A 21582-nucleotide genomic window follows, 5' to 3' on the forward strand; every position below is an offset into this window, starting at 1 on the left:
GGCGGGGGGGCCGGGGGGGGAGTCCCCCGCCCCGCCCGGCCCGCCGGGCGTTCAGGAGGTCGGCCGGGCGGCGGTCAGCGGGCCGCCGCCGCGACCTCCGGGCCGGGCGGACCGCCGTCCTCGATGTCGTCCCAGTCGATCTCCATCGTGCTGCGACTGGTGAAGACGTTGAAGAGCAGGTTCAGGACGATGGCGGTGAGGGCCCCCAGCGTGATCCCGCTGTCGAGGAGGGCCCGGACGTCGTCCGGCATGCGCTCGAAGAAGGGCTTGACGGTGGCCGGCAGCAGCGCCGCGCCGAGGCTGACGGCGAGGATCAGCGTGTTGCGCTCCTCCCGCAGGTCGGCCTTGCCCAGGATCTGGATGCCGACGGCCGCCACGATGCCGAACATGGACACCGCCGCCCCGCCGAGCACCGCGTGGGGAACCGAGGCGACCAGGCTGCCGGCCTTGGGCAGCAGCCCGAGCGCGATCATGAACACGCCGGCCGCGACGACGACGTAGCGGCTCATGACCCTCGACATCCGGACGATGCCGATGTTCTCGGCGAAGGCCACGTACGGGAAGGAGTTGAGGACGCCGCCGAGGACGGTCGCCATGCCGTCGGCGCGCAGGGCGCGCGCGACCGTGTCGGCGTCGACCCTCTTGCGGGTGATCTCCCCGATGGCGTACACGTCGCCGGTGGTCTCCACCATGGTGATCAGCATGACGACGAGCATCGCGGCGATAGGAAGCAGTTCGAAGCGCGGCATGCCGTAGTGGAAGGGCGTGGTGACGCCGATCCAGTCGGCCTGTCCCACGGCGCCGAAGTCCACGTCCCCGAAGAGCCAGGCGACGGCGGTGCCGGCCACGAGTCCGAGCAGGACGGCGAGGCTGCTGAGGAACGGCTTGCCGACGCGGACCAGGGCGAGGATGAAGAGCAGGGTGCCCAGCGCGTACGCGAGGTTCTTCGCGGAACCGTAGGCGGGCGTGCCGATGAGGTGGGCGCCGCCGGCCGCGTCCTGCAGGGCCACGGGGATGAGGGTGATGCCGATGATGGTGAGGATCGTGCCGATGACGACCGGCGGGAAGTACTTCACCAGCTTGCTGAAGAGCGGGGCGAAGGCGAAGGTCGCGATGCCGGCCGTGATCACCGCTCCGTAGACGACGAGCAGGCCGGCGGTTCCGCCGCCGGCGCCGAGGCCGATGGCGATCATGGGTGAGACCGCGGTGAAGGTGACGCCCTGGACGAGGGGGAGCCTGGCGCCGGCCTTCCAGACGCCGAGCGCCTGGATGATCGAGGCTATGCCGCAGGTCAGGAGGTCCGCGTTGATGAGGTGGACCAGTTCTTGGCGGGTGAGTCCGAGGGCGTTGCCGAGGAGTACGGGGACGATCACCGCCGCCGCGTAGAACGCGAGCACGTGCTGGAAGCCGTACAGGGTGAGCTGGGGGAAGGGGAGAAGTTCGTCGACGGGGTGTATGCCCTGTCGCGAGGACTGCCGGGAGGAGTGTCTGGTGGCTCTTGCCATCTCTGCCTTGCCTTCGCGAGGTAGGTGAATGAGAAGACCGCCGCCCTCGGGCCCTGGGTGGCAGGGCGGGGGCAGGCCGGCTCGCACGGAGCCGACGCCGGGCGGTGTTGCCGACAGCACGTCGCTCTGTATGCAATGGGTCCTGGATTGGCAGGACGTCCTTCGATCGCCATCCGGATCCCTGACGGAGCATGGGATCCGAAGGGACCTTGACCGGAAGGCGCTCACCATAGCCAAAGGCATGGTTTCCTCGCGAGTAACCGGAGCTTCCGGTTCCTAACGCGACCTGAGCGGCGAGGGGCCGGAATCGTCGGCCGGCTCCCCGGCCGGCGCGGCGGGGGTCTCGGGCTCCTCCAGGTCCTGCAGGCCGGGGAACCGGTAGGGGTCGAGCGCCCACTGCGGCGTCCGCGGGGAAAGTCCGTACGCCGGTGCGGTGTTCTTCGTGCTCATCGAACCTCCCGGAGATCGGTCATCACTGAAAGTCATGACTCCTCACTCTCCGCGCCCGGTTGCCGGTCGGGGACATTCCCACCCGAACGACCCCTATGGCATCTCTTCACACCAGGCCGGGACATACGGCGGGGGCCGTGGCGGGAACTGCCCCGGCCACGGCCCTTCGGTGTCCGGCCGGTGTCAGCGCCGCTGCGGGCACGTCTTCCAGGAGAAGTGGTAGACGGTGTTGAGGCTGCCGTCGGTGGAGTCCATGGTGAGGAAGCTGGTGGTGGTCGCCGTGTCGGAGGAGCCGGCCTGGGTGAGCAGCTCGGTGTTGATGTTCAGGTTCCGCTTGGCGCCGCAGGGGTGGAAGACCAGGGCCTCGACGGGCACCGTGTCCGACACCTGCCAGTTGCCCTGGGCGGGGCCGCGCAGGGTGTGGCTCCGGTAGGCCGTCTGGGACATCCCCTGGAAGTAGTAGGCGGCCTTCTGGGTGGCGCTCGCGCCGGGTGCGAGGCTGGCGAAGCCCCGGTAGTCGGCCTTGGCGATGGCGTAGGTGTAGCCCTGGGGAACGTTCACGTTCAGGCCGAGCTGGCAGTTCTTGCGGAAGTCGGTGGCCTTGGCGTCCTTGCCGACCTGGGCGAGGTACTCGCTGTACGTCACCGTGAAGGCCGTGTTGTCCGGGGAGACGGCGACGGTGGCGGTGCCGGGGCGGCAGCCGGACCCGTTGACCTGGACCACGTCGATGGTGATCCGGCCGGGGGGTGCGGGGGCCGGGGCGGAGGTCGCGGCGCCGGCGGAGGGCGCGAGGGCGGCAGCGGCGAGCGCGGCGGCCGCGCCGGCAGTGAACACCGTTCTGAGCATGGGGAGTCCTTCCGATCGCTGCTGTGCGTGATCGGCTCGAACCGTTCCACACTCCCCGTGCGGGCACGGCCGTCGCCGTCCCCGCCACCCCGGAAGGCCCCCCGTCCGGGGTAATCCGCGCGGCCGTCACCCGCGCCCCCACGGGCGAAGTCCGCCACCGCGCCGTGTTGTGGCCGGGAAGAGGCGGCCGCCGAAGCCCTCCGGCGGCAGACTGGACGCTCCGCCCCCAGGAGGAGGAGCAGCGCGTGCCCGTCCCGATCATCATCGACTGCGACCCCGGACACGACGACGCCCTGGCGATCATGCTGGGGGCGGGGGATCCCGCCGTCGACCTGCTCGCCGTCACCACCGTCGCCGGCAACCAGACACTGGAGAAGACCACCCTCAACGCCCGCCGGGTCCTGACCCTCGCCGGCGTGACGGACGTGCCCGTCGCCGCCGGCTGTGACCGGCCGCTGCTCCAGCCGCTGGCCGTCGCCGCCGACGTGCACGGCGAATCCGGGCTGGACGGACCCCGGTTCCCGCCGCCCACGGTGGATCTGGCGCCCGAGCACGCGGTGGACCTCATCCACCGGATCCTCATGGAGCACCCCGAACCGGTCACCCTGGTGCCCACCGCCCCGCTGACCAACATCGCCGTGCTGCTCACCCGCCACCCCGAGTGCGCCGCCCGCATCCGCGAGATCGTCCTGATGGGAGGCTCGGTGGGGCCGGGCAACCGCACGCCGGCGGCCGAGTTCAACGTGTACACCGACCCGGAGGCCGCCGCCGTCGTCTTCGGCAGCGGCGTGCCGGTGACCATGTGCGGGCTCGACGTCACCCACCAGGCGCCGGCCACCCCCGAGGTCCTGGCCCGCTTCGCGGCCCTCGGCACCGAACTGGGCACCGTCTGCGTGGAACTGCTCACCTACTACGCCTCCGCGTACCGCCGGCTGTGGGGCATGCCCCATCCGCCGCTGCACGACCCGGTGGCGGTGGCCCGGGTCATCGACCCGGCGATCGTCGGCTGCGTCGACGCCAACGTCGTGGTGGAGCTCCAGGGCCGCTACACGCGCGGGGCCACCGTCGTGGACCTCTACGACTACGTGGGCCGCCCCGTGAACGCCCGGGTCGCCACCACCCTCGACACCGGGCTGTTCTGGGACCGCATGGTCGGCGCCGTGGCCCGCCTCGGCTCCCGCGGGGCCTGAGCCGCCGCGTCGCCGTACCGGTGCACCGCGCCGGAGGCCGGCCCCGTCGCCGGGGCCGGCCGTTCTAGACGGTGGTGGAGAGGAACGGGCTGTGCAGCCCGGGCGCCGTCGCCGCTCCGGACGCCGCGGCCCCCGGACGCCGGGGTCCCCGGGCGGCCGGATCGCCGTGCGGCGGGGCCTGGGAGGGCTGGTCGCTGCCGGCGACGATCAGTGCGAGTAAGACCGCGGCGGCCTCGCTCTGCAGGATCCGGGCGGCCTGGCGCAGTCGGCCGGCGTCGGGGACGGGGATGGACAGGGCCACGCATTCCGCGTTCGGTCCCGAGGTGATCGGCACCGCCGCGCACACCGTCCCGAGGGCGTATTCCTGGAAGTCGAGCAGTGGTGCGTTGGGCCTGCGGGTGTCGAGCTGGTGGAAGAGGGCCTCCCGGGTGGCGAGGGTGTGGGGGGTGAACCGGGACATCCGGTGGCGGTCCAGATGGTCCTCGCGGTCGTCGTGGTCGAGCTGGGTGAGCAGGGCCTTGCCGACGGCGGAGGCGTGGGCGGCCGCTCTGAAGTCGACCCACTCCTCCACGACCGGTGTGCCCGGCCCGTCGGCGTACTGGGTGATGGACACCTCGCCGTCGGTGTAGCGGGCCACGTACACGGCGGCGCCGACCGCGTCCCGCACCCAGGCGAGGGTTTCCCCGAGGTGTCCGCGGCCTTCGCCGTTCGCCGCGTCGGCCAGCAGCAGGGCGTCGCCGGCGATGTAGGCGTCCGGTCCGGTGGGGGCGGCCAGACTGGCCCGGACGAGCTGTTCCACGGCCCGGGCGAGCACCAGTTGCGGCAGTTTCGTCTCGCGGGCGATCTGGGTGAGGCTGACACCGCCCGAGTACCGGTTGACGACCTCCAGGACGCGCAGCGCCTGGTGTACGGATTCCAGCGCGGCGGGTGCCGGCGGCCCCGCGGGGGCCGTGCGGGCGGCGTGCGCCGGCTGCGGCTGCCTGAGCGCTTCGAACGCCCACGTGTTCGCCTCGTCCGTCAGGTACAGGGGGTTGAGGCGCGCGTGGTGGGCGACGGCCGCGGCGACCGGCGGGCCGGGGGTGAACACGTCCCCCAGGTCCGGGTGTTCCCTGCCGGGGTCCGCCGCCACGGCCTGGCGCAGCCGTGCCGGCAGCCGGTAGGGCGGCCGCGCGGCCCGGCCGGGCCCGGTGGTGAGGGAGGTGAGGTCCTGGGTGGTGATGGGCGGGGAGGCCCAGATCACGGAGGCGGTCAGGGCCTCTTCGAGGTCCTCCGGGATCTGCGGCAGGTGCGGCAGGTGCTCTTCGGCCGGCAGGGTGCGGGCCTGCTGCTTCCAGTGCCGGGCGGTACGGACCTCCGCGCGGGCGAGGTGGTGGAGGTAGAGGCACAGGGCGGCGGTGCGGGAGTCCGCGCCGGCCGCGTACTGGAACCAGAACCGGGCGCCCTCGCTCCGTTCGGTGAGGTGGAGGAGGCAGCCGAACAGCAGGGCGGAGTCCACGCCGTGGGGCCAGGCTCCGGCGCGCAGGGCGAGTTCCGCGAAGTCCCGGCTCTCCACCAGGGACCAGGTGACGTCGTCCAGGGCGCGGGCCGCCCGGACGTGGCAGGCGGCGTCCAGCACGAGGTCGTCGTGCTCGGCCGGCGCGGCGTGTCCCCGGGCGGGCGGCTCCCACCCCGCGGCGCTGCCGATGGCCGAGCGGGCCCGGTCGGCCACGATCCGGCGGGCGATCCGGCGCCGGGCGGCGCCCTCGTCGTAGCCGGCGTACTCCTCTGCGAGCACCGCGGCGTCCTTCAGGGCCGCGTCCAGTTCGCGCAGCGGCATGTCACGGTCAGCGGGCATGTCGCTCACTGGTCCTTCTCCTCTCCGGGGATCCAGTCCACCCCGAGCTTGCGGGACAGGGTGCGGCGGGCGCCGCGTACGTGCGAGCGGACCGTCGCTGGGGAGATCCCCATCATCCGGGCGACCGTCTCGAAGTCGTTGCCCAGCAGGAAGGCCAGCAGCACCACGTCGTACTGCCGCTCGGACAGCTCCGCGATCGCCGCGTACAGGCCGAGCTTGGACTCCAGCAGTTCGAGCCGTTCCCTCGACGAGCGGCGCAGCGCCGAGAACCACGCCGTCTCCACCATGGCCACCTGGCGGCCGAGGGCGGCCAGGCGGCGTTCGACGTGTTCGCGCAGCACGGCCCAGGCGAAGCCGTGCAGGCTCGCCTCCTTCAGGGCCTGGCGCCACACCTTGAGCAGGAAGGTGAACACGTCGTCGACGACTTCCTGTGCGTCCTTGGCGTTGCCCAGCTGGAGGTGGGCGTAGCGCAGGTACGCGCGGTGCTGCTGGGAGTGGAACGCGGTGAACTCCACGGGCAGGACGCCCGCCAGTTCACTGGAGACCGTCTGGTCCCCGGCTGGGTCGAACTCGCCTTCGCTCATGCACTCCCCCACCGTTGTTCGTCGCCGCCCTCCTGGGCGGTGGGTGTCACATCGCTCGAGAAAACACGGACCGTGGTGGCGACTATCAGCGCGAGGGCGACGATCTCGGCAACATTCACTGCGGCGCGGAACCTTCCAAGTGGCGTGTGGGGTGACCGGCTGCCCGCCCCCGTGTGCGGCAGCCGTGGAGCGGCAAGCGCCCCCCATCACCACCCCATCGGAAATCACGCCCGATCGTGCAAGCCGGTCCCGGAAATCTTCCGGAAGAGTGGCGTCCGCCGCGCCGCACGCCCCTTCGCGCCAGCGCGCGCCCCCTGACGCGGGTACGCGCCCCCGGCGTTGCGGCGCCCGCGCACTCGCCCGCCCGGGGCTGGTCCGCCCGCTGCCGGCGGCACGCCGGGGAGCGGTTCGCCGTCCATGCCCCAAGCTGGGGGTCTCCCCTGCGGAGACCCGATCCCACCGTCCCGCCGGTCCGCCGGCGCTGCCCAGGAGGCACCGCGTGAACTGGACGCTCGAAGTCGTCCCGGTCCCCGTCACCGACATGGACCGGGCGAAGGAGTTCTACGCCGACGCGATCGGCTTCGGGGTGGACCTCGACGCCGAGGTCGCCCCCGGCGTGCGCATCATCCAGCTGACCCCGGCCGGGTCGCGGTGTTCGGTGGCGCTGCTCCAGGGGATGCCGCCCGCTCCCGGTACGGAGGTGACGGCGCCGGGCACGCTGCACGGCCTCCAGCTCTGCGTCACCGACATCGCGGCCGCCCGGGAGGAGCTGGTGGGCCGGGGCGTGGACGTCTCTCCGGTGCGCCACCTCGGGGAGGCCGGCTGGGAGGACGGCAAGGGCGGCACCTGGAACTCGTTCATGACCTTCCGCGACCCCGACGGCAACGGGTGGGTCGTGCAGGAGGCGCCGTCGGAGCTGTCCGCGCGCTGAAGGGGGGCGGGTTCCGGCGGCGCGTCAGTCCTGGGCGCGCGCGGTGACCGGGGCGTCGGTCCGGTCACCGAGGAACTCGTACCAGCGGCGCTGCAGGCACAGGTAGCGGGTGTCGGCCTCGGCGAGGTCCAGGAAGGCGTCGACCGTGGACGCCAGGCGCTCGCCGAGCCCCCGGTCGGCGAGCGCGCCGTCCTCGGTGAACTCCTGATGGGCCGCCGCCAGGCTGAACATGTCCGGGTAGACCCGTGCCCCGAGGTGTTCCAGCGGGATGCGCAGCGCCCACAGGCCGCGGTTGCCGCCGACCATCGAGGGCGAGGCCGACACCAGCAGGACCTGCTTGTCCTTGAAGGGCTGCGGCCGGATGCGCGAGACCCAGTCGACGGCGTTCTTGACGACGCCGGGGACGGAGGCGTTGTACTCGGGCGAGGCGATGACCACGGCCTGCGCCGCCTCGATCCGCTCGCGCAGGGCCAGCGCCCCCGGCGGAACGCCTTCCTCGGCCTCCAGGTCCCCGTCGTACAGGGGCATCGGGAAGTCGCCGATCGTCACGGGCTCGGCGGTGGCCCCGTCGCGGACCACCAGGCCCGCCACGAGCGTGGCCAGGCGGGTGTTGACGGATCCGGTCCGGGAGGAGCCCGAGAGCACGAGCACGTGCAGCGAGGCCCGTCCGGTGAGGCCCTCGTCGTGGGGGCGGGCCGGGTCCGGGGGGAAGCGGTCCTGGTCGTTGGGGTTCACGGCTGTCTCCCTTGCCGGTGCGGCGCCTCCGGCGGCGGAGGCCAGGTGCCCGCAGCGGACTGTACGGGGCGCTGCCGCGGCCCCGGGCCGGGCGCACCGGGCCGCGGCGGCGCGGCGGGCGGAGATCACCCGGGTGCCCGGCACGGCGGTCGGCCGCGGCGTCCGGCGCCCGCGCATAGTCGTGTCGGCGCCGCGCGGGGCGGTGCCGGGTGCGAAGGAGCGACTGTGGTGGATGCGGGACGACGCGCCGCGCTGGCGGCGCTGCTGGCGGCGGGGCTGGTGCCGGGGCGGAGCGCCCTGGCCGCGCCGGGTGGGCCGGTGCGGGAGGGGGCCGGCCCGGTCGCGGCGGGACCCCGGCCGCCGGCCTCCCTGCTGGGGCAGGAGATCCGCCGGCTGCCGACGTCCCGCAGGGTGGTGGCGCTGACCTTCAACGCCGCCTGGGACGAGAGCGGCCTCGCCGCCGTCCTGGCGGAGCTGCGGCGCCGGAGGCTGGCCGCCACCTTCTTCCCGACGGGCCGGTTCGCCGAGGCGCATCCGGCGGCCGTTCGGGCGATGGGCGCCGTGCACGGGCTCGGCAACCACTCCTACAGCCACCCGTACTTCGACGACCTCGGTACGGCCGAACGGGCGCGCGAGGTGCGCGCCGCCGACGCGGCGATCCGGGCGGCGTCCGGGGCCGAGCCGCTGCCGTTCTTCCGGTTCCCGTACAGCTCGACCACGCAGGACGCGGTCGAGGACGTGAACGGCCTCGGTTACGCGGCGATCGAGTTCACCGACGACACGAACGGCTACCTGGGGCCCGCGGGCGGTATGACGGTGGACGGGGCGGTCCGCAGGGCGGTGAACGCCTTCGGTCCCGGAGCCATCCTGCAGATGCACGTCGGCAGCGGTGCGGGCGACGGCGTCGTCCTGGACGCCGAGGCCCTGCCCCGGATCATCGACGCGGCCCTGGAGGAGGAGTACGAGATCGTCGACCTGCGCGCGTTCCTCACCGCCGGGTGAGCCCGGGGTACCGCCCGCTCCCGCGGCCCCGGGGGGCGGCGGGAGCGGGCGGTCAGGGTGCTACCACCAGATGACGACGTAACCGGAGCCGCCCGGCTGGCCGGCGATGCCCGGTCGGGCGTTCTCAGGGGTGGGACGGCCGCCCGCGCCGCCGTTGCCGCCCTCACCGAAGTGCGTGGGGAGGCCGACGATGCCGTCGGCGGGCTCGCCGCCCTCGCCGCCCTCGCCGCCCGTGCCGCCGGGCGCACCGGCGTCGCCCGGTTCGCCCGTCAGGTTCACGCCGCCCGTGGAGCAGGAGCCGGTGCCGCCCGCACCGCCGGCGCCGCCGGCACCCGCGGTGGCCGTACCGCCGCCGCCGCCACCGCCACCGCCGCCACCGCCCGCGGTGGCGAGCGCGGTGTTGGTCGCCGCCGAGACGACGGTGGTGGTGCCGCCCGTACCGCCGGCGCCGCCGGCCCCGCCCGTCGTTCCGCCGGGGGTGCCCGCGGTGCCGGAGGTGCCCGGGGCGCCGACGTCCACGCCGTAGTCGGCCAGCGGGGTCACGTTGAGCGTGCACCAGGTGAAGCCACCGGCGCCGCCGCCACCGCCGCCACCGCCCGCGCCCAGGGCGCTGGTCGAGGCGCCACCGCCGCCGCCACCGCCACCACCGGCGCCCCAGGCCTGGACGAAGACGGTCGTCACGCCCGCCGGCACGGTGAAGGTGTTGTCGGAGGTGAACTGCCGCAAGCCGTGCGGGAACTGCGTCGGCCGCTTCTTGCGGTGGTCCTGGCCGTTGTCCTTGTCCGGGTTGCGCTGCTTGTCCTGCGCCGACGACGCGTTCTGGTCCGAGGGCCCGGGGCCGTCCGCGGACGCCGCCGGGGCGATCGCCACCAGCTGGCCGGTCAGGGCCGCCGCCGCGGCGAGGGAGGCGAGCAGCACCCGGGAGCGCGTCCGGGGCCGTGGGGTCACCTTGTGAGCGTTCAGGTTCATGACTTCCTTCCCCGCCGGCGCTGAGACCGCCGCGGGAGTGCGAGGGAACGGGTGCGTGGGCCCCCGTGACCCGTTGGGCGGCCCGGGCGCCTCTCCACGCGCAGCACATACCACCGCTCCCCGTCTCCCCCGCCGCCCCGACAGGGCCGGGGGTGTGGGCCGGGCAGGTGAGGAGTTCGTCAACCCGGAGCAACCCGCCGGGGCGGCGGGTCCGGCTGTGGGGGCGGGCGGCGCATGGGGCAGGATGGCAGTCCGTTCGGAATGCGTACGTCCGTTCCAACGCGGCTGCGTACACGACGACCTGACAGGTGACAAGGTGACGACACAGCACATACGGCGGCCCGCGGCGGCTCCCTCCCCCGCCCTCCACGGTGGGGAGGCGAGGCGTTGACCCGCGACCTCGTCCTGCACGACTGGGTGGTGGCCGGCATCGCACTGGCCTGCGGCGGCGTGGCCGGTCTGGTGCTGCGGGCGCTGATGAAGTGGCTGGCCAAGCACGCCGGCCGAACCAAGTGGAGCGGCGACGACGTCATCGTCGACGCGCTGCGGACCATCGTCCCCTGGGCGGCCGTGATCGCCGGGACCGCGGTGGCGGCTTCGGCGCTGCCGCTGACCGCGCGGGTCGGGGGTGTCGTCAGCCGGTCGCTGACGGCGCTGCTCATCGTCATCGCCACGCTCAGCGCGGCCCGGGTGGTGGCGGGTCTGGTCCAGTCGGTGGCCGCGTCCCGTACCGGGGTCGCGGCGTCCGCGACCATCTTCGTCAACATCACGCGGATCGTGGTGCTGACGATGGGCGTCCTGGTGGCCCTGGAGACCCTCGGGGTGTCGATCGCCCCGCTGGTCACCGCTCTCGGGGTGGGCGGTCTCGCGGTCGCGCTGGCGTTGCAGGACACCCTCGCCAACCTCTTCGCGGGTGTGCACATCCTCGCCTCGAAGACGGTCCAGCCGGGTGACTACATCCGGCTGAGCAGCGGCGAGGAGGGCTACGTGGTCGACATCAACTGGCGCAACAGCGTGGTGCGCAACCTGTCGAACAACCTGGTGATCATCCCCAACGGCCGTCTCGCGCGGACGAACATGACCAACTACACCCAGCCCGAGCAGAAGCTGTCGATCCTGGTCCAGGCCGGGGTCGGCTACGACAGCGACCTGGAGCACGTCGAGCGGGTGACCCTCGACGTCGTGGACGGGGTCATGGCCGACATCAGCGGCGGGGTTCCCGACCACGAGGCCGCGGTCCGCTTCCACACCTTCGCGGACTCCCGGATCAACTTCACGGTGATCCTCGGCGTCGGCGAGTTCAGCGACCAGTACCGGATCAAGCACGAGTTCATCAAGCGCCTGCACCGGCGCTTCCGGGCGGAGGGCATCTCGATCCCGGCGCCCGCCCGCACGGTCTCCCTCCAGCAGGACGAGGCGCGGGCGCCGCTGACGGCCCCGCCGGTCCCGCACCAGCGGGACGCCTCGTCCGAGGTGCTGGGGGACCGGCGGCGGTAGCGGGCCCCGGGGCCCGTCAGCCCACCCAGGCCGCCGTCATGGCCTGGACGGCCGAGCCGTCCAGGTCGGAGAGCTTGCGGCCGGTGAAGTCGCGGGCCCAGTCCGAGGTCTGCACCCGGAAGGCCGGCTTCTCGGCGGTCAGGGCCTCGATGATCGGTGCGGCCGCCTCCGCCGGGGTCTGCGCCTGGGCGAAGGACGCGACCGTGCGCTCGATGTACGTCCGGAGCGCCGGCGCGTAGGGGCCCGCCGCGCTGAGCATCGCGGGGACGTCCACGCCGATGGTGTCGACGAACTCGCTCGCCACCGCGCCCGGTTCCACCACGGTGACGGCGACGCCGACGGTCGCGGCGACGGGTGCGAGCGACTCCATGAACCCCTCGACGGCGAACTTCGCCGCGCAGTACGCCTCGTTGAAGGGCTGGCCGATCACACCGCCGACGCTGGTGACCGTGATCAGGCGGCCCCGCGCGGCGCGCAGGTGCGGCATGGCGGCCCGGGTGACCTGGACGACTCCGAAGAAGTTCACCTCCATGGTGGAGCGGACGTCCTCGACGGTGCCCTGCTCGATCGTGCCGACCCGGCCGGCGCCGGCGTTGTTGACCACCGCGTCGAGCCGCCCGTACTCGGTGAGCACCTCCTCCAGGCAGGCGGCGATGGAGCCGGCGTCGACCACGTCGAGGCGCTTGACCTGGACGAGGTCCTCGACGCCTGCCTCCGCCGCGGCCCGGCGCAGCGGCCCGGCCTTCGCGGTGTCGCGCATGGTGGCGACGACCTGCCGGCCGGCCTGCGCCGCGCGGACGGCGGCTGCGAGGCCGATGCCGGAGGAGGTGCCGGTGATCAGGACGGTCTGCGGGGTACCGGTGGTGCTCATGGGAAGCTCCGGGGGTCTGGGGGCTGTCTGCACACCCCAAGATGCCGTGGCCGGACGGCCGGAGCGAGCCGGTCGCGGCCCGCGCCCCCGACGGTGCGGCAGGTTCCGGGCGCGGACGGTCCGGCCCCCGGGGCGCTCAGGATCCGGTCGGCGCCGGGGCGGAGGGCAGGGGCTTGGAGTGGCCCCCGTAGCAGAGCACGCTGATCAGGACGGGCGTGGTGGGCTGGTCGGACACCCGGGTGCCTCCGGTGAGGGTGGCGGTCGCCGTCCAGTTGTTCTTGCGGATGCTGAGGACCTGCGCGCCCAGGTCCGGGCCGGGCTGCCAGCCGAGACCCGAACGGGCTCGGGCGAAGGCGCCCTTCAGCGCCGCGTCGGCCGTCGCCGTCGGCGCCTGGGCCGTCAGCACCTCCTGGCAGTCGATCAGCTGCATGTCCGGCGGGTTCCGCTTCAGCTCGACCCCCTGCTCCGCCATCGCGGAGGTCAGGTCCGCCACCACCGCGTCCGGCGGCAGCGGCGGCCCGGAGAAGCGCGGCGGCAGCGGCCCCAGGTCCTGGAGCGGATGCGCGCAGGCCCCGGCCGTCATCAGGACCAGCGCGACCAGCCCCATGCGCCCCGGGCGCCCTCCCCGTCGCCGTCCCCGTCCCCGCCCCGCACGCACGATCCCGTCCGCCCTTCTCGTTCCGTCCACGATCGAGCAGTCTCGCATCCCCCGGAACGGCGACGACGTCCAGGCCCGTTCCCCACCGGTATGTTCGGCCTCTGGCCCATCGCAGGAGGAGACGGCGTGACGGTGACCGAGGAGAAGGCCGTGAACGTGGGACCGGCGGGCATCGAGGTCGCCTACGAGCGGTGGGGGGACGGGCAGGCGCCGCCCGTCCTGCTGGTCATGGGCATCGCCCTCCAGATGCACGGCTGGCCGGACGGCTTCTGCGCGGAGCTGACGGGGCGCGGCGTCCAGCTGATCCGGTTCGACAACCGGGACGCGGGGCTGTCCTCGCACTTTCCCGACGCGCCCGTGCCCGATGTCCCGGCGGCGCTCGCCGGCGACCTCTCCTCGGCGTCGTACACGCTGTCCGACATGGCGGCGGACGCGGTGGGCCTGCTGGACGCGCTCGGTCTGGACAGCGCCCACGTGGTCGGCCTGTCGCTGGGAGGGGCGATCGCGCAGACGATGGCGATCGAACACCCGGGCCGGGTCCGGTCGCTGACCTCGCTGATGTCCACGACGGGTGACCGGACGGTCGGCCTGCCGGACACCGCGGCCCTGAGCGCGCTGGCCGGGCCGCCGCCGAAGAGCCGCGAGGAGGTGGTCGACCGGACGGTCAACGCCGTACGGGTGCTGGGCTCGCCGGGGTACGCGTTCGACGAGGCGGCGGCGCGCGAGCGCGCCGCGCGCGCCTTCGACCGGTCCTACGATCCGCTCGGCGTCGCCCGGCAGGCGGTGGCCTCGGTGGCGTCGGGGGACCGCACGGCGCTGCTGCGGTCCCTTCGGCTGCCCACGCTGGTGATCCACGGCGCCGATGATCCGATGTGCGACGTCAGCGGCGGCCGGGCCACGGCCGAGGCCGTCCCGGGAGCCGAGCTGGCGGTCTTCCCCGGGATGGGCCACGACCTGCCCCGCGACCTGTGGCCGGAGATCGCCGCCCTGATCACAGACCTGGTCCACCGCACGGAGGCGTCACGCGGCGGCCGCTGGGGAGTGTCGTCCGAGGAGCCCCACCGGCCGGGAGGAACTGTGACGGCACGACCCTAGGCCGTCCGGACCCGGCCGGCCGTGTGGTCGGTGTGGACGGTGGCGGCCGTCATCCGGGGGACCGCCCGGATCAGGGCGTGTTCGGCGGCGACGGCCAGATCGTGGGCCTGGACGACGCTCAGGTGGGCGCCGACCACGATGTCGGCCTCGGCGCGCAGGGTGTGGCCGATCCAGCGCATGCGCAGCTGCCCTACGCCGAGCACCCCGGCCACCTCCCGCAGGGCGCGCTCGGCGGTGTCCACGAGGGCGGGATCGACGCAGTCCATCAGACGGCGGTAGACCTCGCGGGCGGCGTCCTTCAGGACCAGCAGGATGGTGAGGGTGATCAGCAGGCCGACGACGGGGTCGGCGGCCCGCAGGCCCGCGGCGGAGCCGGCCGCCCCCAGGAGCACGGCCAGCGAGGTGAAGCCGTCGGCACGGGCGTGCAGGCCGTCGGCGACCAGGGCCGCGGAGCCGATCCGCCGGCCGGTGCGGATGCGCAGCCGGGCCACCCACTCGTTGCCGGCGAATCCGGTCAGCGCCGCCGCGCACACCGCCCCGAGGTGGGTGACCTCCCGGGGGTGCAGGAGCCGGTCGACGGCCGCCCAGGCGGCGAGGGCGGCGGACGCGGCGATGACCGCCACGATGAGCACCCCCGCCAGGTCCTCGGCGCGGCCGTACCCGTAGGTGTAGCGGCGGTTGGCCGCCCGCCGGCCGAGGACGAAGGCGATGCCCAGCGGTACGGAGGTCAGCGCGTCGGCGGTGTTGTGGACCGTGTCGCCGAGCAGCGCGACGGACCCGGACAGGGCGACGGTCACGGCCTGGGCGGCCGCGGTCGCCCCCAGGACCGCGAGGGAGACCCACAGGGTGCGCATGCCGTCGCGGGAGGCTTCCATGGCCGCGTCGACCTTGTCGCCGGCTTCGTGGCGGTGCGGGGTGAGCAGGTGCGCGATCCGCCGGCGCCCTCCCCGGTGGTCATGGCCCGGCCCGTGCTCGTGCCCGGTGGCGTGGCCGTGTCCGTGTCCGTGGCCGTGTTCGTGTTCCTGTGCGTCGTGTTCGTGCGCGTGTCCGTCTGCGGGAGTGCTGCGGCTGCTGCCCCGATCGCCGTCCATGGAGCCTACGTTGGCACAGGCAGACCATTGCGGCTACAGCCGTCATACGTGCCATGACCAGGTGCGAAGGCCTCGCACCTACGCCCGCCCCCAGGGCCGGATCGGCTCTCCCAGCGGCCCGTGCTCCTCCTCCGGCTCCTTCGCCCGGTGGGCGGCGAAGTCCGGCTGTGTGCCGTCGGCGTCGGTGAAGCCGTACTCCCGGTACAGGCCCCCCATCCCGCGCGGCGAGGTGGGACGTGCGGCGACGGTGGTCAGAGGACGGCCGTGAGGATCCCGACGAGGACGGCGGCCGTCAGGCCCAGTACGACGACGGCCACCATCGCGGCCAGCGCCGCGAGTACGAAGCCGCCCCCGTCCACCGCGCCGCCGTCGCGGGCGCAGGCGGACAGCCAGGCCGCGAGGGTGAGGAAGGGGACGAGGAGCCATCCGGTCGCGACGCCGATGTTCCCCACGGCGTGGCCGGACAGCTCGTACGCCCTGCCGCGGGCGGTGCGGACCTCCACCTCGGAGCCCGGCCGGTGCTCCGCGGCGGCCGTCTCCAGCAGGATCTCCTCCGGCGCTCCCCCGCCCCTGCCGCGCCGCACGTAGCGGCCCTTGCATTCGGTGCCGCCCGCATAGCCCTCCGCGTCGGCGGCGTCGTAGCACTCCGAGATGGTCACCACGCCGTCCACGGGCCCGAAGCCGAGTACGGCGGCCAGTTGCGGTCCGGGCAGGAGCCAGACCAGCCAGGCGGCGAGGACGAGCGTCGCCACCGCTCCGAGTGCGGCCGCGCCCCGGACCGCCTTCCGTGCACCACCCCGCACCACCGCACCCCCTCCCCCCGTGGGCCATACCCGTCGGGGGCGCCGCCTAACGCCGTCGACCGGGCGGCACCCAAGTAGCCACCGTCCGCCATCCGCCATATGGGGTGCGATGCCCCGTCGGGCCCCCGCGCGGCTCCTAGGATGAGGCCCGCTGCGGCCCCGGGCGGGCCGCGGTACTGGCCCACAGGCAGGGAGTTGAGGAATGAAGCGGTTGCGCGCACTGGTAGCGGTCGGGGTCCTGGCACTGGCGTCCGCGGGGACGGGCACCGCCGCGCAGGCCGACCCGCGGCCCCCCGCGTCCGGCTCCACCGGCTGCCCGGCCGCGGAGATCTACGCCACCGACAACACCGCGGTCATCACGGACCCGGCCGACACCCGGCTCAAGAAGCGGCTGAAGCGCTTCGACCGCGAGGTGCGCGAGATCATCCGTGCGCACGGGGCCCGGCCGGGGTCCTCCACCCTGCTGGACGGGGTGTTCTGGTCCGAGGAGGAGCAGCAGGCCACCTACGAGCGCTCGCGCGAGTTCGACGTGGAGCGGGTCGACGCGGACGGGCTGCACCACATCGCCGACGTGGTCCGCAAGCAGTACCGGCAGGAGTCGGTGCTGACCTTCCGCTGCCTGCCGCGCACGTCGCCGGAGACCGACGCCGTCGAGATCCAGGCGCAGGGGGTCACCGCCACCCGGCTGCGCGAAGCACTGCTCGCGGACGCCGAGGCGCGCAGCCGGCTCGGCGGCGGCTCGGTCGCCCTCGACGGCCGGCTGATCCTCGTCGCGCCGCTCGCCGACCTGCAGCTCGCCCGGAAGTTCACGGCCCGGCTCGGGGTCGACTGGAACTCCGTCGAGGTCCGCTACGGCGACGAGGAGTTCGTCGTCTAGGGGGTGTCCGGGGTGCGGTGTCCGGCTCGCGGACGGCCGCGGAACGGCTCCGCCCCGCGCGCTACGCTGCACGCTCGCGGGGGACGACCACAGACGGGCAAGGTGACCATGTTCGAGCCGGCGCAGGAGAATCCGTACCCCGACAGCCACGTCCTCGGCCAGGGGCCCGCCCCGCATCCGCTGCTCGCGCCGGTACTCCCCCTGCTGGGGCGCTGGCACGGGCGGGGGCGTGGCGCGTACCCGACGCTGGCGCAGGACTTCCGGTACGAGCAGGAGATCACCTTCAGCCACGACGGCCGGCCCTTCCTGCGCTACGAGGCCCGCGCGTGGCTGATCGACGAGGCCGGTGCGCCGGTGCGCCCGGCGGGGCGGGAGGCCGGGTGGTGGCGGGTGACGCCCGACGCGTCCCTGGAGGTGGTGCTGGCCCATCCGACCGGCATCGTCGAGACGTACACCGGCCGGGTGTGGGGCACGGGGGCCGGCGCGGAGGCGGCCACCGGCGGTACGGCGGTCCTGGAGGCCGAGATCGAGACGAAGGACGTGTCGCTGACCCCGCTGGCCAAGGAGGTCACCGGCACCCGCCGCCACTACACCCTCGACGGCGCCGGCCTGACGGTCGTCCACGACATGGCCGCCGTGGGGCAGCCCCTCCAGCACCACCTGACGACGCGTCTGCGCCGCCGCGGGTGACGGCGGGGGTGGCGCCCGCACCACCACGGACACGGGTCGTGGGGGGATCGTCGCGGGCCCGCCGTTCGCGGAGGATCGACACGACCGATCACCGCGACGGGGGAGGACCACCCCACATGCACCTGTTCAGGAAGACCGCGCGCCGGGTCGCATCCGCCGCCTGCGGGCTGCTCGCCGTGGCGGCGCTGCCCGCGGCCCCGGCGAACGCCGCCACGGCGCCGGGGGCGCCGGCCATACCCGGCCGGTACGCGGACCAGCGCCTCGACTGGCGGCCCTGCGCATCCGGCCCGCTGGAGTGCGCCTCCATGGCGGTACCGCGCGACTGGTACCACCCCGGCCGGGGGCCGGACCTCACCGTGGCCGTGTCCCGGCACCGCGCGCCGGACCCCGCCGCCCGGCGCGGGGTCCTGATGATGGCGGCCGGCGGGCCCGGGGCCTCGGGCCTGGGGCGGCCGGCGGGACTGGCCTCGTACGCGCCGAAGCTGGCCGCCGCCTACGACATCGTGAGCTTCGACCAGCGCGGTGTCGGGGCGAGCACGAACGTGGTGTGCTCCGGCCAGGAGAAGGTGGACGCCCTGTTCGGCGGCGGCGATCTGCGCGACCGCTCGGAGCAGGCCGTACGCGCCACGGTGGAACGCGCACGGGACTTCGTACGCGACTGCCGTCGCAACTCGGGGGATCTGCTGCCCTACATCACCACCGACCAGGCCGTGCACGACATGGACCTGTACCGGGCGCTCCTCGGCGCCGGCACGGTGTCGTACTACGGCCCCTCCTACGCCACCTACCTCGGCGCCCGCTACGCGACCCGCTTCCCGCACCGCGTCGAACGGGTGGTGCTCGACAGCAGCATCGACTTCGGCGGCAGCTGGCAGGAGTTCATGACGGGCCAGCCGATGAGCTTCCAGCGCCGGTTCGAGCAGGACTTCCTGCCGTGGCTGGCGGCGAACGACGCGACCTACCACCGGGGCGGGACCCCGGAGGAGGCCAAGGCCTCGTACGAGCGGCTGCGCGCCTCGCTGCGCGAGCGCCCGCTGGAGCTGGAGGGGACGCGCGTCCTGCCCGACCACCTGGACGCGGCCGCGACGGGCATGATCTACAGCGGTGACCGGTTCCCGGACCTGGCCGCGCTGCTCGGTGTCCTGGACGACCCCGCGAGCGTGCCGGCCGCCACCCGGCGGGCCCTGGCGCAGAAGCTGAAGCACCCTCTGGGGGCGGCGTTCGCCGCGGACTTCTTCTCCGTGGTCTGCCAGGACACGCCCTGGACCCGCGGCCGCGCGTACTGGGTGCGCAGGAGCGCGGCGGACAGCCGGGCCCACCCGCTGGCCGGCGCGCGCGAGCTGGCCTACGCCTCGGTCTGCGCCGCCTGGCCCCGCTCCGGGGCTCCGCGCGCCGAGGTGGCCGCCGCGGAACTGCCGCCCGTCCTGATGCTCAACTCGCGGCACGATCCGGCGACGTACTACGAGGGAGCCGTCCGGGCCCACGAGCGGCTGCCGGGATCGCGCCTGATCACGGTCGGGGGCGGTGACCACGGGACCTACCAGGCGAAGAACGCCTGTGTGGACCGCTACGTCGAGGACTTCCTGCTCGACGGCCGGATGCCGCAGGCGGACGCCTCCTGTGCGGGCAAGCCGCTGCCGGATCCGGCCGCGCGGGGCGCCGGGGGCGGGCAGCGGGGCGCTCAGGCGGAGGAGCCGCTGTCGATGACCAGGTCGGTCCCGACCACCGAACCGGCGGCGGGCGAGGCGAGGTAGAGCACGGCGGCGGCCACTTCTTCGGCCTCCGCGACGCGGCCGAGCGGGTTCTGCGACTTCATCCGCTCGGCGCGGTCCGCCTCGGTCTCGCCCGGCCCCAGCGACATGGGCCCGGCGGCGGCGCCGGGGCTGACGGCGTTGATGCGGATCCCCTCGTGGATGTGGTCGAGGGCGGCGGCGCGGGTGAGGGCGGAGACGGCCGCCTTCGAGGTGATGTAGGCGGCGGCGTTCGGGATCCGCAGGTGCGCGCCGAGGTTGGAGGAGATGTTGACGATGGCGCCGCCGCCGTTCTCCCGCATGTGCGCGATCTGGTGCTTCATCGCCAGCCAGACGCCGGTGACGTTGGTGCGCAGGACCGCGTCCCAGTCCTCTTCGGCGATGTCGCCGGCCGGTCCGATGCCCCGGAGTATGCCCGCGTTGTTGACCGCGACGTCGAGTCCGCCGAAGCGGGCGGCGCTCTCGCGGACGAGGTCCCGGAGCCGGGCCGAGTCCGTGACGTCGGCGGTGACGGCCGCGGCGGTGCCGCCGGCCGCCCCGATGAGGGCGACCGTCTCGTCCAGGGTGGCGGCGGTGCGGCCCGCGGCCACGACACGGGCCCCCTCGGCGGCGAAGGCGAGCGCGATGGCCCGGCCGAGGCCGGAGCCGGCGCCGGTCACCAGGACGGTCTTGCCGGTGAAGCGGTTCATCTTCGGTGACTCCCTCGCGGGGCGGTGAACCCCATATTGGAACGAACGGTTCAGTATCCGGGCCTGCGAAAAGGCCCGCAGAGGGCATGGGCGGGGTGGTACGGGCCGGCGCCGTCAGGCCAGCAGCGCCAGCGCCTGCTCGGCCGCGTCCCGCACCCGCGCGGGGTCGTCCGAGGCCTTGCCGACGACGCGGACGCCCTGGAGCAGGACCAGCAGCATCCGGGCCAGCGCGCGCGGATCACGGCCGGCGTCCAGCTCCCCCTGCCCCTGGGCCCGTACGAGCGCCGAGTGGAGCAGCGTCTCGAGGCGGTCCCAGCTCACCTCGACCCGGCGGGCGGCCGCCGAGTCGTGCGGGGCCAGCTCGGCCGCCGTGTTGGTGACGAAGCAGCCGCTGCGCCGCACTCCCGGGGACGCGGCCTCCGCGGCGAAGCGGCGCACCACGGCCCGCACGGCGGGCAGCGCCGGTCCCGGCGCGGAGAGCTCGGCCAGGAGCAGCGGGTGGTGCGCCTCCGCGTACCGGTCCAGGGCCTTCAGGTAGAGCTCGTGCTTGCTGCCGAAGGTCGCGTAGATGCTGGCCCGGCCGATGCCGAGGTGCTCGACGAGGTCGGCGACCGACGTCGCTTCGTAGCCGCGCCGCCAGAACAGCTCGAGGGCCGACTGGAGCACGGCGTCCGGATCGAATTCCCTGGTCCTGGCCATGCCGAAGATCGTAAGGCTATCTGGAACGAACGGTCAACTACGTTTTGGCGTCCCGCCCCAGGGGGACCGTCCGACGCGCCCCGCCCGTCCATCCGTGCTGTCCTCGTAGGGGGAGGGCATGGAGGGGGCGGAGGAGGGCACGGGAGGGTTTCGGAACGCACTCGGAAAGCCGAGGAGGCACCATGAACAGGAACCTGCGGGCCCGGGACATCATGAGCAAGGGCGTGCAGTGCATCCGCGAGGACCAGTCCCTTCAGGACGCGGCGCGGATGATGCGCGACATGAACGTCGGCTGTCTGCCGATCTGCGGGGACGACGAGCGGCTCCAGGGACTGATCACCGACCGCGACATCGTCGTCAAGTGCTGCGCCGAGGGCAGGGACCCGGCGACGGTCCGGGCCGGGGAACTCGCCGGCACCCTGCACTGGGTGGACGCCGACAGCAACGCCCAGGAGGCGCTGGACACCATGGAGGTCCACCAGATCAAGCGGCTGCCCGTCATCGACATGGCCGGCGGCCGGCGCCTCATCGGCATGATCACCGAGGCCGATCTGGCGAAGAACCTCTCGGACGAGGACATCGCGGAGTTCGCGGTCCGCGTGTACGCCGCCAACTGAGCCGCTCATCCGCCCCCGGGGGCACGAGCCGCCGGCCGCCACCCGTGACCGACGGGCCCCGGGCTCGTTGAAGGGGGCGGTCAGCGAAGTACGCAGAGCGCCGGCCGGGCACTTCCAGTCCGGCCGGCGCCTTGTGTCCTCGGGGCCGGGGAACGGTTCGGGGCCCGCCGCAGAAGCCACTGGTTCCGGTTCCCGTCG

The 21582-nt window shown here is 74.1% G+C and carries 22 protein-coding genes and 1 pseudogene; 9 read left to right on the forward strand and 14 right to left on the reverse strand.

Annotated features, from left to right (window positions below; translation table 11 throughout):
• Positions 1 to 74: 74 nt before the first annotated feature.
• The 3 genes from AB0D45_RS17135 to AB0D45_RS17145 all read right to left on the reverse strand — a co-directional run bounded on the left by AB0D45_RS17135 (position 75) and on the right by AB0D45_RS17145 (position 2801).
• Positions 75 to 1505: a nucleobase:cation symporter-2 family protein gene (locus AB0D45_RS17135; RefSeq protein ID WP_362459575.1), complete on the reverse strand. Its 1431-nt coding sequence runs from the start codon at positions 1503 to 1505 to the stop codon at positions 75 to 77.
• 276 nt (positions 1506 to 1781) lie between these two features.
• On the reverse strand, positions 1782 to 1955 hold the full coding sequence (locus AB0D45_RS17140) for a hypothetical protein (RefSeq protein ID WP_362459578.1): 174 nt from the start codon (positions 1953 to 1955) through the stop codon (positions 1782 to 1784).
• Between the two features lie 183 nt (positions 1956 to 2138).
• The gene (locus AB0D45_RS17145) at positions 2139 to 2801 is read right to left on the reverse strand and encodes a DUF4360 domain-containing protein (RefSeq protein ID WP_362459581.1); all 663 of its coding nucleotides are present in this window, start codon (positions 2799 to 2801) and stop codon (positions 2139 to 2141) included.
• A 245-nt stretch (positions 2802 to 3046) separates the two neighbouring features.
• On the opposite strand from AB0D45_RS17145, the gene AB0D45_RS17150 reads away from it, so the two are divergent.
• Positions 3047 to 3991: a nucleoside hydrolase gene (locus AB0D45_RS17150; protein ID WP_361609751.1), complete on the forward strand. Its 945-nt coding sequence runs from the start codon at positions 3047 to 3049 to the stop codon at positions 3989 to 3991.
• A gap of 202 nt (positions 3992 to 4193) precedes the next feature.
• On the opposite strand, the pseudogene AB0D45_RS17155 reads toward AB0D45_RS17150, so the two are convergent.
• Together AB0D45_RS17155 and AB0D45_RS17160 are read right to left on the reverse strand one after the other, a co-directional pair.
• Positions 4194 to 4910: pseudogene (locus AB0D45_RS17155) on the reverse strand (IclR family transcriptional regulator C-terminal domain-containing protein); the annotation flags it as partial.
• 920 nt (positions 4911 to 5830) lie between these two features.
• Positions 5831 to 6409 (reverse strand): sigma-70 family RNA polymerase sigma factor, encoded by a 579-nt coding sequence (locus AB0D45_RS17160; RefSeq protein ID WP_362459584.1) that lies wholly within the window; start codon positions 6407 to 6409, stop codon positions 5831 to 5833.
• Between the two features lie 499 nt (positions 6410 to 6908).
• Between AB0D45_RS17160 and AB0D45_RS17165 the strand changes: the two genes are divergently transcribed.
• A complete protein-coding gene (locus AB0D45_RS17165) occupies positions 6909 to 7340 on the forward strand; it encodes a VOC family protein (protein ID WP_362459587.1) in 432 nt (143 codons plus the stop codon).
• Positions 7341 to 7364: 24 nt separating this feature from the next.
• Here the strand turns inward: AB0D45_RS17165 and AB0D45_RS17170 are convergent, their stop codons facing one another.
• A complete protein-coding gene (locus AB0D45_RS17170; protein WP_361609757.1) occupies positions 7365 to 7997 on the reverse strand; it encodes an NAD(P)H-dependent oxidoreductase in 633 nt (210 codons plus the stop codon).
• A 306-nt stretch (positions 7998 to 8303) separates the two neighbouring features.
• Here AB0D45_RS17170 and AB0D45_RS17175 point away from each other — a divergent pair, with 306 nt between their 5' ends.
• The gene (locus AB0D45_RS17175) at positions 8304 to 9077 is read left to right on the forward strand and encodes a polysaccharide deacetylase family protein (RefSeq protein ID WP_361609745.1); all 774 of its coding nucleotides are present in this window, start codon (positions 8304 to 8306) and stop codon (positions 9075 to 9077) included.
• A gap of 60 nt (positions 9078 to 9137) precedes the next feature.
• On the opposite strand, the gene AB0D45_RS17180 is transcribed toward AB0D45_RS17175, so the two are convergent.
• A complete protein-coding gene (locus AB0D45_RS17180; RefSeq protein WP_362459590.1) occupies positions 9138 to 10046 on the reverse strand; it encodes a hypothetical protein in 909 nt (302 codons plus the stop codon).
• A 387-nt stretch (positions 10047 to 10433) separates the two neighbouring features.
• On the opposite strand from AB0D45_RS17180, the gene AB0D45_RS17185 reads away from it, so the two are divergent.
• Positions 10434 to 11543, forward strand: coding sequence for a mechanosensitive ion channel family protein (locus AB0D45_RS17185; protein WP_362459593.1), 1110 nt, complete (start codon positions 10434 to 10436; stop codon positions 11541 to 11543).
• Positions 11544 to 11559: 16 nt separating this feature from the next.
• On the opposite strand, the gene AB0D45_RS17190 is transcribed toward AB0D45_RS17185, so the two are convergent.
• Together AB0D45_RS17190 and AB0D45_RS17195 are read right to left on the reverse strand one after the other, a co-directional pair.
• Positions 11560 to 12414, reverse strand: coding sequence for an SDR family NAD(P)-dependent oxidoreductase (locus AB0D45_RS17190; RefSeq protein WP_362459596.1), 855 nt, complete (start codon positions 12412 to 12414; stop codon positions 11560 to 11562).
• A gap of 136 nt (positions 12415 to 12550) precedes the next feature.
• Entirely contained in the window at positions 12551 to 13021 is a 471-nt protein-coding gene (locus AB0D45_RS17195; RefSeq protein WP_361609929.1) for a hypothetical protein, read from the reverse strand.
• 177 nt (positions 13022 to 13198) lie between these two features.
• Here AB0D45_RS17195 and AB0D45_RS17200 point away from each other — a divergent pair, with 177 nt between their 5' ends.
• Positions 13199 to 14167, forward strand: coding sequence for an alpha/beta hydrolase (locus tag AB0D45_RS17200; protein WP_362459599.1), 969 nt, complete (start codon positions 13199 to 13201; stop codon positions 14165 to 14167).
• On the opposite strand, the gene AB0D45_RS17205 is transcribed toward AB0D45_RS17200, so the two are convergent.
• The 3 genes from AB0D45_RS17205 to AB0D45_RS17215 all read right to left on the reverse strand — a co-directional run bounded on the left by AB0D45_RS17205 (position 14164) and on the right by AB0D45_RS17215 (position 16010).
• Positions 14164 to 15258, reverse strand: coding sequence for a cation diffusion facilitator family transporter (locus AB0D45_RS17205; protein ID WP_362459602.1), 1095 nt, complete (start codon positions 15256 to 15258; stop codon positions 14164 to 14166). The two genes, AB0D45_RS17200 and AB0D45_RS17205, sit on opposite strands and share 4 nt — an antisense overlap.
• A 78-nt stretch (positions 15259 to 15336) precedes the next feature.
• Positions 15337 to 15474 (reverse strand): hypothetical protein, encoded by a 138-nt coding sequence (locus AB0D45_RS17210; protein ID WP_362459605.1) that lies wholly within the window; start codon positions 15472 to 15474, stop codon positions 15337 to 15339.
• Between the two features lie 35 nt (positions 15475 to 15509).
• The gene (locus AB0D45_RS17215; protein WP_362459608.1) at positions 15510 to 16010 is read right to left on the reverse strand and encodes a hypothetical protein; all 501 of its coding nucleotides are present in this window, start codon (positions 16008 to 16010) and stop codon (positions 15510 to 15512) included.
• 253 nt (positions 16011 to 16263) lie between these two features.
• Between AB0D45_RS17215 and AB0D45_RS17220 the strand changes: the two genes are divergently transcribed.
• The 3 genes from AB0D45_RS17220 to AB0D45_RS17230 all read left to right on the forward strand — a co-directional run bounded on the left by AB0D45_RS17220 (position 16264) and on the right by AB0D45_RS17230 (position 19382).
• Complete coding sequence (locus tag AB0D45_RS17220) at positions 16264 to 16938, forward strand: hypothetical protein (RefSeq protein WP_361609925.1); 675 nt, start codon at positions 16264 to 16266, stop codon at positions 16936 to 16938.
• Between the two features lie 108 nt (positions 16939 to 17046).
• Positions 17047 to 17628 (forward strand): FABP family protein, encoded by a 582-nt coding sequence (locus AB0D45_RS17225; protein WP_361609924.1) that lies wholly within the window; start codon positions 17047 to 17049, stop codon positions 17626 to 17628.
• A gap of 116 nt (positions 17629 to 17744) precedes the next feature.
• Positions 17745 to 19382, forward strand: a complete 1638-nt coding sequence (locus tag AB0D45_RS17230) for an alpha/beta hydrolase (RefSeq protein WP_362459611.1) — start codon at positions 17745 to 17747, stop codon at positions 19380 to 19382.
• Here the strand turns inward: AB0D45_RS17230 and AB0D45_RS17235 are convergent.
• Together AB0D45_RS17235 and AB0D45_RS17240 are read right to left on the reverse strand one after the other, a co-directional pair.
• Complete coding sequence (locus tag AB0D45_RS17235) at positions 19310 to 20068, reverse strand: SDR family oxidoreductase (RefSeq protein ID WP_362459614.1); 759 nt, start codon at positions 20066 to 20068, stop codon at positions 19310 to 19312. The genes AB0D45_RS17230 and AB0D45_RS17235 overlap by 73 nt on opposite strands.
• A 114-nt stretch (positions 20069 to 20182) precedes the next feature.
• Positions 20183 to 20767: a TetR/AcrR family transcriptional regulator gene (locus tag AB0D45_RS17240; protein ID WP_362459617.1), complete on the reverse strand. Its 585-nt coding sequence runs from the start codon at positions 20765 to 20767 to the stop codon at positions 20183 to 20185.
• Between the two features lie 182 nt (positions 20768 to 20949).
• On the opposite strand from AB0D45_RS17240, the gene AB0D45_RS17245 reads away from it, so the two are divergent.
• Positions 20950 to 21384, forward strand: coding sequence for a CBS domain-containing protein (locus AB0D45_RS17245; RefSeq protein WP_361611193.1), 435 nt, complete (start codon positions 20950 to 20952; stop codon positions 21382 to 21384).
• Positions 21385 to 21582 lie beyond the last annotated feature (198 nt).

It is taken from the genome of Streptomyces sp. NPDC048352, assembly GCF_040651895.1.
Lineage (GTDB): Bacteria > Actinomycetota > Actinomycetes > Streptomycetales > Streptomycetaceae > Streptomyces.

Bases quoted from the DNA above. Each gene is read 5' to 3' on its own strand.
- AB0D45_RS17135 (WP_362459575.1), bottom strand. From the start codon at position 1,505: ATGGCAAGAGCCACCAGACACTCCTCCCGGCAGTCCTCGCGACAGGGC.
- AB0D45_RS17140 (WP_362459578.1), bottom strand. From the start codon at position 1,955: ATGAGCACGAAGAACACCGCACCGGCGTACGGACTTTCCCCGCGGACG.
- AB0D45_RS17145 (WP_362459581.1), bottom strand. From the start codon at position 2,801: ATGCTCAGAACGGTGTTCACTGCCGGCGCGGCCGCCGCGCTCGCCGCT.
- AB0D45_RS17160 (WP_362459584.1), bottom strand. From the start codon at position 6,409: ATGAGCGAAGGCGAGTTCGACCCAGCCGGGGACCAGACGGTCTCCAGT.
- AB0D45_RS17180 (WP_362459590.1), bottom strand. From the start codon at position 10,046: ATGAACCTGAACGCTCACAAGGTGACCCCACGGCCCCGGACGCGCTCC.
- AB0D45_RS17190 (WP_362459596.1), bottom strand. From the start codon at position 12,414: ATGAGCACCACCGGTACCCCGCAGACCGTCCTGATCACCGGCACCTCC.
- AB0D45_RS17195 (WP_361609929.1), bottom strand. From the start codon at position 13,021: ATGGGGCTGGTCGCGCTGGTCCTGATGACGGCCGGGGCCTGCGCGCAT.
- AB0D45_RS17205 (WP_362459602.1), bottom strand. From the start codon at position 15,258: ATGGACGGCGATCGGGGCAGCAGCCGCAGCACTCCCGCAGACGGACAC.
- AB0D45_RS17210 (WP_362459605.1), bottom strand. From the start codon at position 15,474: ATGGGGGGCCTGTACCGGGAGTACGGCTTCACCGACGCCGACGGCACA.
- AB0D45_RS17220 (WP_361609925.1), top strand. From the start codon at position 16,264: ATGAAGCGGTTGCGCGCACTGGTAGCGGTCGGGGTCCTGGCACTGGCG.
- AB0D45_RS17225 (WP_361609924.1), top strand. From the start codon at position 17,047: ATGTTCGAGCCGGCGCAGGAGAATCCGTACCCCGACAGCCACGTCCTC.
- AB0D45_RS17230 (WP_362459611.1), top strand. From the start codon at position 17,745: ATGCACCTGTTCAGGAAGACCGCGCGCCGGGTCGCATCCGCCGCCTGC.
- AB0D45_RS17235 (WP_362459614.1), bottom strand. From the start codon at position 20,068: ATGAACCGCTTCACCGGCAAGACCGTCCTGGTGACCGGCGCCGGCTCC.
- AB0D45_RS17240 (WP_362459617.1), bottom strand. From the start codon at position 20,767: ATGGCCAGGACCAGGGAATTCGATCCGGACGCCGTGCTCCAGTCGGCC.
- AB0D45_RS17245 (WP_361611193.1), top strand. From the start codon at position 20,950: ATGAACAGGAACCTGCGGGCCCGGGACATCATGAGCAAGGGCGTGCAG.